At 63.8% G+C, this 10,210-nt stretch carries 9 protein-coding genes; 4 read left to right on the top strand and 5 right to left on the bottom strand.

The window, feature by feature from the left end; genetic code table 11:
* Positions 1-59: 59 nt before the first annotated feature.
* Positions 60-1,397 (bottom strand): extracellular solute-binding protein, encoded by a 1,338-nt coding sequence (locus QMZ05_RS39040; protein ID WP_353705601.1) that lies wholly within the window; start codon positions 1,395-1,397, stop codon positions 60-62.
* Between the two features lie 388 nt (positions 1,398-1,785).
* Between QMZ05_RS39040 and QMZ05_RS39035 the strand changes: the two genes are divergently transcribed.
* Positions 1,786-2,163 (top strand): hypothetical protein, encoded by a 378-nt coding sequence (locus QMZ05_RS39035; protein ID WP_353705600.1) that lies wholly within the window; start codon positions 1,786-1,788, stop codon positions 2,161-2,163.
* Between the two features lie 136 nt (positions 2,164-2,299).
* On the opposite strand, the gene QMZ05_RS39030 is transcribed toward QMZ05_RS39035, so the two are convergent.
* From QMZ05_RS39030 to QMZ05_RS39020, 3 genes are all read right to left on the bottom strand, one after another.
* Entirely contained in the window at positions 2,300-3,439 is a 1,140-nt protein-coding gene (locus QMZ05_RS39030; RefSeq protein ID WP_353705599.1) for an amidohydrolase/deacetylase family metallohydrolase, read from the bottom strand.
* A 59-nt stretch (positions 3,440-3,498) separates the two neighbouring features.
* On the bottom strand, positions 3,499-5,445 hold the full coding sequence (locus QMZ05_RS39025) for a cyclic nucleotide-binding and patatin-like phospholipase domain-containing protein (protein ID WP_353705598.1): 1,947 nt from the start codon (positions 5,443-5,445) through the stop codon (positions 3,499-3,501).
* A 122-nt stretch (positions 5,446-5,567) separates the two neighbouring features.
* The gene (locus tag QMZ05_RS39020) at positions 5,568-6,719 is read right to left on the bottom strand and encodes a zinc-binding dehydrogenase (RefSeq protein WP_353705597.1); all 1,152 of its coding nucleotides are present in this window, start codon (positions 6,717-6,719) and stop codon (positions 5,568-5,570) included.
* A 233-nt stretch (positions 6,720-6,952) separates the two neighbouring features.
* Here QMZ05_RS39020 and QMZ05_RS39015 point away from each other — a divergent pair, with 233 nt between their 5' ends.
* On the top strand, positions 6,953-7,480 hold the full coding sequence (locus QMZ05_RS39015) for a hypothetical protein (RefSeq protein WP_353705596.1): 528 nt from the start codon (positions 6,953-6,955) through the stop codon (positions 7,478-7,480).
* A gap of 30 nt (positions 7,481-7,510) precedes the next feature.
* On the opposite strand, the gene QMZ05_RS39010 is transcribed toward QMZ05_RS39015, so the two are convergent.
* Positions 7,511-8,473, bottom strand: a complete 963-nt coding sequence (locus QMZ05_RS39010; protein WP_353705595.1) for an MBL fold metallo-hydrolase — start codon at positions 8,471-8,473, stop codon at positions 7,511-7,513.
* A 154-nt stretch (positions 8,474-8,627) separates the two neighbouring features.
* Between QMZ05_RS39010 and QMZ05_RS39005 the strand changes: the two genes are divergently transcribed.
* Both QMZ05_RS39005 and QMZ05_RS39000 read left to right on the top strand, forming a co-directional pair.
* Complete coding sequence (locus QMZ05_RS39005; protein ID WP_353705594.1) at positions 8,628-9,620, top strand: acyl-CoA desaturase; 993 nt, start codon at positions 8,628-8,630, stop codon at positions 9,618-9,620.
* Between the two features lie 57 nt (positions 9,621-9,677).
* A partial coding sequence (locus QMZ05_RS39000; RefSeq protein ID WP_353705593.1) for a PilZ domain-containing protein occupies positions 9,678-10,210 on the top strand: 533 nt, incomplete at its 3' end.

The following is a 10,210-nucleotide window of genomic DNA, read 5'->3' as shown; positions in this document are numbered from 1 at the left end:
CGTGAGCGACCCCATAGCTTCCTGATTGTTGTCCGCGCTACAGGCTCCAGCCGCGACTTTCATGTACGCATGTACCCTTCGATCTCACTTTCGGCCCACGAAAGTGTATTCTCCATAGGCTCGCCTTGCATGTGACGCAAAGTCATCCTTGTCATAATGCCTTGCGTAAAAATCTGCACCGCAAGTTTCGGCGGAGCGGGCCACCCCGCGACTGAGAGAATCTGGTGGTTGTAGGGGTTCGGATAATGAAAGAGCGTTCCTTTGGGAGGCCCTTGCTCTCCCCAGGTCTTGAACGTAGTCATGCTGGTAAACGGCGGAAGATCGTAGCCGTTACTCGCGGCTACCATTGTTTCGATTGCGTTGGGTTGCGAGAGGTGCGCGAGGAGACTCTTAGCTGCCGGCTTGTTCTTACTGAACGACCATATCCCCCAGAAGAATGGCAGGAAGGGCGCGAACCGCCCCTTCGGACCGGCCGGCATGCCGTGCGTCCACAACTGCTCGGCGATGTCCGGCATGTCGCGCTTGGCCACTGCCCAGGCGCTTGGCGGATTCAAGATAAGCGCTCCGCGGCCGGAGATGAGCCATTTGTTGTTTGATGCGTTATCCCACGCGGCGGCGTCCGGCGGGAAAAACCGAGCGAGCCGCGCATAGTAATCCAGTGCCTCACGCACCGGTTCGGACTTCACCGTACTGTTACCCTTTGCATCGACTAGCGCGGCCCCGAACGAATGGAAGATCGCGCCCGCGGCGAGAACCGAATCCTCCGTCGTGCCTAGGCCGATGCCGAAGGGGAATCCGGCCTTGTTGCACGCCGCCGCGGCTGTAAAAAAGGTGTCGAGCGTCCAATTGTCCGCGTTCGGCGTTGCGCCGGCGGGGTACATCGCCTGGACATCGATGCCGGCATAGCGCTTCATCAGGTCGGTGCGCGAACACGGACTTTGGAGCTGACTTCCGATCGTCGCTGGCACGGCAACCCAATGGCCGTCGGATTTACCAAGGTATTCGAAGGTCGGAATCACGGCACCGTTCTGCTTGATCAGCGCCTCTACGACGTCGTCGACCGGCTCGAGATTGCTGGCATTGGCGGAAGGCAACCAACTTGTGAAGTACACGATGTCGTGGCCTATCTTGGCCTGTGCCTCGGCGGCGACCGTCACCAGGAGTTTTCCGCCGATGTTGTTGATATAGTCGATCTGGACCTCGACCTTTTCCCGGGTTGCCCATTCCTCGATCAGCGCCTTGCTTGTGGCGTTGGCACCAGGCACAAAGTGGTCCCAAATGGCGAGCGACAGCTTGCCCGCCGCATATGAGCTGCGGACATAGGGCATTGCGACTACGGTCGCGGAGGCAGCCGTTGTGACGAGAAGACGCCGTCGCGTGAGCTTGCGTGTAGCCATCGCGTGCACTCCCTTTGGAACTGAGCACAAACGCGCCATCGCTATTGAGTCCGTCGACGCTACGGTCGAAACCGCTTGCGCATTCAGCGCGCGTCGTACCAAAGCTTAGGCGAAGTTCGTCAGCTTTGTTAGTGCCGTCGGCGCAGCAGCGTAGAATTGCTGCAATGCGTGAGTCCGTCGCAACGAGCTTCCCCGCCAATCGAGGTAGTCCGGAAGTGATGTCGACACGGTGGCGCCGGCTGGTGGTGGAAATGGCGAGGCGCGCGCATGATCCGATCCGGCACCGCCGACGTCAAATCGCCACGTAGCCTTTCGAAGCATCGAAGCATTCTGCGGTGCGTTCCGACGTCCGTGAAAAACTCAACCGTCGCCAATGAGGAGTAGCGAAATGACTCGAGACAGCACATTCGCGCTGGGCGCATTCGCGGCACTGTATCTGGTGTCGTCCGCGGCGATTGCGCAAAACGCGCCGCCAACGTTTCAAGGGGACCCGGACGTCTATAAGGTGATCTTCGAGGATCAAAACTTTCGCGTCATCGAGACGGTGCGAAAGCAAGGGGTCCACGACAAGGTGCATGGCCATCCTGTTCCGTCGGTTCTCTACCACCTGACTGATTGCGATACGAGGCTCTACGCAGCTGACGGAAAAACCACGGATACCCACACCAAGGCCGGAAGCGTGAATGCGGTCCCGGTCATCGCTTCACACTCGTCGGAGAATATTGGCCCAGCCGACTGCCGGCAGATTTTCATCGAGCGCAAGTAGGACGACGCGTCGGGAACGCGGTGGGCTCTCGTCGCGAGGCCGCCTCGATCAGGCGGCCTCGTTGTTTCACAGTTGTGGGATGACTGCGTGCCGCCTACACGGCCGAGCCATGGCTGCGCGTCAATGAGGCCGCGTCCTACTTTGGATGCCACCAGCGTCCGCCGATCACGACGCCTTCGGACGCGATCTTGCGATCGCCGGTCAGATGTTCGCCGACCACGTCGACATAGTCGAACTGGCCTTGCCTGATCGAGAGCAGCGTGGCATCGCCGACGCTGCCCGGCTTGAGGCTGCCGAGCTCCGGCCGCCGCAACGCCATCGCGGCGTTGACCGTGGATGCCGCGATCACGTCCGGTAGCCGCATCCCCATGCAGAGGAATTTCGACATCGTCGTCACCTGGTCGAACGCCGGACCGTCGATGCAAAGCTGATGGATGTCGGACGAGATGGTGTCGGGTGAGAAGCCGTTGGCGAGCATCGCGCGCGCGGTCTTGAAGGCGAACGAGCCCTTGCCGTGGCCGATGTCGAACAGCACGCCGCGCTCGCGCGCCTCCAGCACGCTCCTCTTCACCGTGCCCTGCGCGGTCGCCGGCGTGTTCGGGAACGGACGGAACGCATGGGTCAGCACGTCGCCCGGGCGCAGCCGCGCCAGCACCTCCTCATAGCTCGGCGGCGGATGATCGATATGCGCCATCAAGGGCATGCCGACCTGCTCCGCCACTTCGAGCGCGATCTCGAGCGGCACCAGCCCCGAGGTGCCCGAGGCGAACAGGCCGACGCGGACCTTGATGCCGACGATGAGGTCGCGGTTCTCGTCCGCGACGCGTGCGGCATCGACCGGATTCATCAGCCGCAACTCCTCGCTCTCGCCGACCATCACCCGGTCGGAGAAGCCGAAGATGCCGGCATGCGAGACGTGCAGATAGGCGAGGATGCGAACCTGGCTCGGTTCGATCACATGCTTGCGGAAGCCGGCGAAATTGCCCGGGCCGGCGCTGCCGGTGTCGACCGAGGTGGTGACGCCGGAGTTGCGGCAAAATTCCTCCGCGTCGATGCCGAGCGAGGTGCCGCCCCAATAGACATGGGTGTGCAGGTCGATGATCCCCGGCGAGACGATCAGCCCGGAGACGTCGCGCACGTCGGTCGCGGGATCGGCTTTCAACTCTCGGCCGATCGCGGCGACCTTGCCGCCGGCAAAGGCGACGTCGGTCACCGCATCGAGCTTTTGCGACGGGTCGACCACCCGTCCGCCGCGCAGAATCAAATCGAAAGGCATCGTCATCTCCGGATTTCAGGCCGGCACGATGGTCGACTTCGGCGGCGCCCGCAAGCGGCTCAACCGACACGGGCCTGATGGGAAATCGGCGCGGTCGCCGTCGTCACCTGATCCGCGCTGTTGTCTGCATCCTTGTCTATATCCTTGTCCCTATTCTCGGCGGACGCGACGATCGCCGCGATGGCCGGGTTATGCGCGGCCTCCGAGGCGGCAATGATTTCCTGGGCCCAGCGGTATGACGACTCGAAAATCTCCTGATGGCGGTCGAAATCGGTCACGTCGATGCCGTCAGGCGTTGGCGGGCGCATCACCAGGTCGAGCGGCGTGGTCGGCAGCGTGTCGTAGCGCTGATGCGCGACGAGGCTTCGCCACAACACATTGACGGCACTTGGCGCGGCCGGAAGCGACTTCCGCCGGAACGGCATCAGCAGGGTCGCAAGCAGCTCGAATCTTCCCGGCAGCGCGGCGTAGTCGACGTCGAACATCTCGGTCGCCGGCTCGCCGAAATGGACCACCAGGTTAGGGCCGCTCTTCATCTGGTGCATCTGCGCCAGCGGAACATTGTCGACGAGGCAGCCGTCGACCAGCATCGAACCGTCCCGCGTATAGAACGGCGGCAGCAGACCGGGAATGGCGCTGGATGCGCGCACCGCCTGCCAGAGCAGGCCGGTCCTGATCAATTCGAGACTGTGCGTCGACAGATTGGTGGCAACCGCCGCGAACGGCCGCCAGCAATCCTCGATCCGGCAATTGTGGCCGTACTGATCGGCAAGCGCCGCATCGAAGGCCTTGTGGTCCAGCAGCGCATAGCGCGGCCAGGTCGGGCGGCGGAAGCTGCGGCTGGAGACGAAGATCTCATGCGTGCCGCGCTCGAGATGTTCGGCGTCATAGTTCTTGGCAAAGCCCGCCGCCATCGCCGAACCGACGCTGGTGCCGACGAAGATGTCGAACATGGCGCCGCGCTCGCGAAAGGCCTTGTAGACCCCGACATGCGCGGTGCCGAGGCTGCCGCCGCCGCCGGCGACGAACCCGACGGCGCGACCGCACAGGAAGCGCACCAGGCTGTCGATATCGATCTGGTCCTCGAGCGCGACATGGTGGTGCATGAAGCAAGGCAGCCGCGCGAGCCAGGCCGCGGTGCCACTGACCTCGTTCTGCCTGATGTCATGAACGCGCACCAAGCGCCGCGCCGACGCCGGATGCACGGCGCAGGCGAAGCTCTCGAGCTCGGTCAGATCAGGCGGCGGCGCCTGGCCGCGGCAGGCGAACACGACGAGGTCGGCCTGGCGAATGGTCTTGCGCGCCCATTCCGATGCTTCGGAGCCGCCGAAATAAGCCACCAGCGGCGCGTCGTACTCGATCCGGTTGAGCCAGTCGGCGACCTCGGAGGCGTCCAGCGTGCGGCCGGGAAACATCGCCTGGACGCGCGCAAGGTCGACGATCTCGGCACCGGCGGCGGCGAGTCCCTGGCGCAGCCTTTGTTCAAAGGCAGCCGGCACCGGCTCGCGTCCACCCGAGATCAGCGCGACGGTGCGCGCCTTCGGTGATGCCCGGACCGGCAGCAGCCGCGCGGTCTGGATGGCAAACCGCTGCGCGAGCGCGGCCAGCAGCGCCTCGACGATCCCTGGCGTTTCCTCGACAAGCCGCGCATAGGCCGCGCGCGTCAGCGCCAGCACGCTGCTATCGCGGATCGCGATCACATTGGCCGTGCGCGGGATGTTGGCAAAGAAGCCGATCTCGCCGACCAGTTCGCCGGCGCGAAGCTCCGCAATCGGCTCGGGATGATCGGTCCGGTACACGGCGAGCGCACCGTGCAGCACCAGGAACAAGGCGTCCGAGGCGCCGCCCTGCTCGACCAGCAGCTCGCCACGCACGAGGTCCCGCCGGGTCATCGCGCCAAAGGCGATCAGCCGCTGCTCCGCGCTGAGCGTCCGGAACAGCGGGAAGTCCTCGGACAGGTTTCCCCACGCAAACGTTGCACTCGGCGGCACGCGGTTCGACTGCATGATCGGATGTTAGCGCCGGGCCGTCGTCCCGGCGAGCGATATCAGAGCTTGATCGGCAGCACCCGGCCGCTATTCCCTTGGGAGCACTGCAACAGGAATTGCAGCGCTCCCACTTGCCTGCCTCACCCGACCAGCTCCGGCCACGGCACGATGGTCGACTTCACCGTCTTCATCGCCATCGCGTCCGCGACCGCCTGAGCGACGCCGTCCTCGGTGAACGGATAGATGGTCTGCATGTCGAGCCAAGGATATTTGTCGCGGGTGCGGTAGAGCATATCGACGCCGAGCGGCAAATCGTTGCCGGTGAAGCCCCAGGAGCCGAGCACGTTGAGGTCCTTGGTGCAGATGCGATGCCACGACGTATTGATCGAGCCGGCATCGGTGAACTGGCCCATCTCGACGTAGGTGCCGCCGTCGCGCAGCATCTCGATGCCTTCGGGGCCGGCGGTCGGATGGCCGGAGCAATCCATGACGAGATCGGCGCCGAAGCCGCCGACGATGTCGCGCACCGCCTTGATGCGCTCCTCCGGCGTCTTGAGCTGCTCGATGTCGACGGTCGCCTCGGCACCGAACTTGCGCGCCAGCTTGAGCCGCGGATTTTCCGGCGCACCGACGGAGATCACGCGCCCCGCCCCCATCTCCTGCGCGGCGGCTACCGCCAAGATGCCGATCGGCCCGGAACCCTGGATCACCACCGTGCCGCCCCAGGAAAAGCCGCCGGCGCGGGTGGCGCGGTTGAAGGCGCGGATGCAGGAGGTCAACGGTTCCGAGAGCGCACCCAGCCGCAGCGACATGTCGTCGGGCAATTTGTAGATCTTGGTGCCGGGCAGCATGTCGAGATCGACATAGACATATTCGGCCCAGCCGCCCCACATGTGCGGCGCTTTGTCGAAGCCGAGATAGCGGCCGTAATACACCGGCGTCAGGCACTTGTTGGCACTCTCGGGATAATGAATGCAGTAATAGCAGCGGCCGCACGGCATCAAGGGCGGGATCATCACCTTCGATCCCACCTTGAGCGGCTTGCTCATGAAGTCTTCGGTGAACTCCGGGCCGCATGCGACGATCACGCCGCCGAGCTCATGGCCGAGCGTGAACGGCCATGGCAGCGGCTTCGGCCAATGTCCCTTCAGAATGTGCAGGTCGGTTCCGCAAACCCCGCAGGCGCCGACCTTGATCAAGGCCGCCTTTTTGCCGATTTCCGGCCATGGCACGGTCCGGATTACGGGCTTGGCTCCAGGTCCATCATGCGTGCAGACGCGGATCTGCTCCATCGGTTCGCTCTCCCTGTCCTTGTCGTTGGGCCGGGTACGGCCGCACCGAGTTTAGGTCAGGACGATTGGGATGTCATGAATGCCTGTCATGAAGGTCTTCATGACTGACCTTGTCGGGACGAGGCGCTTCAAGTCTTGACGGGAGTTTTTTCCGCAAGGAAGCATCGCAAGAAACCATCGATTGTGAACGCAGTTGAGTGCGCAGAAGTGAGTAGCATTGCGGGGACGACACCATGAATGCAGGTATCGAAGGTATCGTTGGCATGTACGTCAAGTTGGGCGAACTGGACACGCTGCAACGCATGAAGGAGCATCGGAAGAACCTGCTGGAGCAATGCGTCGATACGGCGAATTTCAGCTTCGACGTGACGCGATCGATCTACCGAAGCGACCTTGAGGTGATCGAAGCCGGCATCGAGAGCCTCTCAAGCGAGGTCACCGGCCATGTCGACGTCTTCAACGAGAACAGGATCGCCGGCTGGGCCCTGTACGACCAGCACCCCGACAAACGGGTGACGATCGATATCTATTTCGACGGCGAGCTCGTTGCCGAGGTCGTCGCCGATCAGTTCCGCAAGGACCTGCTCAAACTCAACAAGGGCGACGGGCACCACGCCTTCATGTTCGAGCCGCCAGCAGGGTCCTATCAGCCGCCCCTGGAGCTTGAGATCCGCGCGGCGAAACGCAAGGTGCTGAAAGCCGTGACCGTTGAACCACCAGCGGTGACGGTCGGGCCGGCCATGGACGCCGAGGCCAAATAGCGCCTCACCGCGCAGCTCCCGCGGAGATCGTCAATTCATCGCGGTGCCGTCGGGGGCAAAGCCCTCGACCTTGTCCGTGATCACGAACGACATCAGGTCGTGCCCGATCACCAATGGCCCCTGATAGGTCGTGCGCGTCCGCTTCAGCAACACGCCCTCCGGCACGTCCTGGGTCGGCGGCTGGCTCGCGAACACGATGTGCGAATAGACCGCGAGCTTCGGCTTCGCCTCTGCGAAGATCTTGCCGGCCTCTTCCGGCGAGGTGTGATGATTCTCGATCGCCCGGTAGTTCGGATAGGCCTTGAACAGGTCGGGATCGATGACCGCGACCTCGTGGATCAGGAGGTCGGCGCCCTCGGCCGCCTTGGCCACCCGCTCGTCCGGCTTGGTGTCGCCCGACAGCACCACCTTCTTGCCGTCATACTCGACGACATATCCGAACGACGGCTTGATCTTCTCGCCGTGATTGACCTCGATCGCGGTGACCTTGACGCCGTTCTTCTCGTAGACCGGTCCCGGCTCGATGTCCTTTGCCGCAAACGCGACACCCGAAGGCGGATAGTCCTCATCATCGATGCGGATACGGATGTCCTCGGAGAACGCCTTGGTGAGATTTTCGGTCGTCGCCACCGTGCCCTTCGGTCCGAAGATCGCCATCGGCGTCTTGCGCGAGCCGTACGGCGTGCCGATCCATCCCGTCAGCCACATGTCGGGAAGGCCGACGACGTGGTCGGAATGCAGATGGGTGATGAAGTGCGCCGTGATCGCGCCGATCGGGATCTTCTTCTGGAACAGGCGGATCGTCGAGCCGCGCCCGAGATCGAAGATCAGCTTCTCCGGCCCCGCCTCCACCAGTGTCGAGGCGCTGAAGCTGGAGAGCCGCGGCGTCGGCGTTCCGGTGCCGAGCAAGGTGACGCGCATCTCGGCTGCACGTGCCATGCCGCAGCCTGCGAGGATGGCCGCGACAAGCGCGAGCCACGGTTTCAGTCGCATGATTGAACGTCTCCACCCCATGAGCCTACTCATTGTCGAGGCTAGGTGAACTCGCCGGGGTTGCCAATGCCTGCTGCGACACGACGGACGGGCGCGGCGGATTGACAGTAACGGCAGCTCCATCCCAAGCTGCGGCACAATTTCAGGTTACGGAATGAAGCTACAGCCCGGCTCCGAACGAATCTTCGCGGACGAGCGCACCGACCCGCTGGATGGGCGCGTGCAATGGGCACCGGCGAAGTCGCTGTGGCTCGGCAGCATGACCGCGGTCGCGATCATCTTCGGGCCGCTGCTGTTCTCGTGGAGCGCATTCGCGCTGTTCATCGTGACCAGCGCAATCACCCTGTGCTTCGGACATTCGGTCGGCATGCACCGCCGCCTGATCCATGCGAGCTTCGACTGCCCGCTGTGGCTGGAGCGGCTCTGCGTCTATCTCGGCACGCTGGTCGGGATGGCCGGCCCCTACGGCATGGTGCGGCTGCACGATTTCCGCGACTGGGCGCAGCGCCAGGCGGCGTGCCACGCCTATTCGTGCCACGCGGCCGGCTTCTGGCGCGATGCCTGGTGGCAAATGCACTGCACGCTCGTGCTGAAACACCCGCCGGTGTTCCGGCTCGAACCGCGGCTCGCCGATGATCGCTTCTATGCATTCGTCGAGCGAACCTGGATGTGGCAGCAACTGCCCTGGGCGCTACTGTTCTTTGCGATCGGCTCGTGGAGCTGGCTGGTCTGGGGCATCTGCGTCCGGGTCGCGGTCTGCGTCACCGGTCACTGGCTGATCGGTCATTACTCGCATCGCAGGGGCGGACAGACCTGGGTCATCGAGGGCGTTGCAGCCCAGGGCTACAATGTCGGCATCGCCGGGCTGATCAGCATGGGCGAGAGCTGGCACAACAATCACCACGCCTATCCCGGCTCCGCGAAGCTCGGGCTGCTGCCGGGGCAGATCGATCTCGGCTGGTGGCTGATCAAAGCATTCGAGGCGGCAGGTCTCGCGCGCAACATCAAGACGCCGGACAATCTTGCGCCGCGCCCGGGCGCGCGCCGCGTCGACGGCCCTGATGACGCCGGTACGGCGCAGGCGAACGTCGCCGACCGCTCTCGCTCCGTGTCCGGGTTCCATTTCACAACCGTAACGCCCCGTTAACCCTATCAGCTTTAGGGTCATCGGGGCTCCGAATGGACGGTGGCCGGGTTTGTCGTGATGTCGTTTGCACAGAAGAAAACTAACGTCGTCCCCGTAGCCGAGGAGCGGCGCCGCTTCCAGCGCGTCAAGGTGCACCTGCTCGGCCGCTACATGCTGCCCGACCGGCGCGAGTTTCCCTGCCAGATTATCAACATGTCCCCGGGCGGCCTCGCGCTGCTGGCGCCCGGCATCGGCAATGTCGGCGACCGCGTGATCGCCTATCTCGACCATATCGGCCGCGTCGAGGGCCGCATCACCCGCATCATCGACAACGGCTTTGCCATGACGATCGGCGCCACCGCGCGTAAACGCGACAAGCTCGCCGCCCAGCTCACCTGGCTCGCCAACCGCGACATCCTCAATCTGCCCGAGGATCGCCGTCACGATCGTATCGTGCCGCGTAACCCGATCGCCCTGCTCACCCAGGAAGACGGCACGCGGATGACCTGCCGCATCATCGACCTCTCTTTGTCCGGTGCGGCTATTGCCGCCGAGAACCGCCCGCCGCTGAAATCGCTGGTGATGCTCGGCCGGGTGCAGGCCCGCGTGGT

It is taken from the genome of Bradyrhizobium sp. INPA03-11B, assembly GCF_040446015.1.
Classification (GTDB): Bacteria; Pseudomonadota; Alphaproteobacteria; order Rhizobiales; family Xanthobacteraceae; genus Bradyrhizobium; species Bradyrhizobium macuxiense_A.
The sequence above is the reverse complement of the archived record's forward strand: the minus strand, read 5'-3'. Positions and strand labels throughout refer to the sequence as shown.

Excerpts from the sequence above, each read along its gene's own strand:
- QMZ05_RS39040 (WP_353705601.1), bottom strand. The coding sequence starts at position 1,397 with ATGGCTACACGCAAGCTCACGCGACGGCGTCTTCTCGTCACAACGGCT.
- QMZ05_RS39025 (WP_353705598.1), bottom strand. The coding sequence starts at position 5,445 with ATGCAGTCGAACCGCGTGCCGCCGAGTGCAACGTTTGCGTGGGGAAAC.
- QMZ05_RS39010 (WP_353705595.1), bottom strand. The coding sequence starts at position 8,473 with ATGCGACTGAAACCGTGGCTCGCGCTTGTCGCGGCCATCCTCGCAGGC.
- QMZ05_RS39005 (WP_353705594.1), top strand. The coding sequence starts at position 8,628 with ATGAAGCTACAGCCCGGCTCCGAACGAATCTTCGCGGACGAGCGCACC.
- QMZ05_RS39035 (WP_353705600.1), top strand. The coding sequence starts at position 1,786 with ATGACTCGAGACAGCACATTCGCGCTGGGCGCATTCGCGGCACTGTAT.
- QMZ05_RS39020 (WP_353705597.1), bottom strand. The coding sequence starts at position 6,719 with ATGGAGCAGATCCGCGTCTGCACGCATGATGGACCTGGAGCCAAGCCC.
- QMZ05_RS39015 (WP_353705596.1), top strand. The coding sequence starts at position 6,953 with ATGAATGCAGGTATCGAAGGTATCGTTGGCATGTACGTCAAGTTGGGC.
- QMZ05_RS39030 (WP_353705599.1), bottom strand. The coding sequence starts at position 3,439 with ATGCCTTTCGATTTGATTCTGCGCGGCGGACGGGTGGTCGACCCGTCG.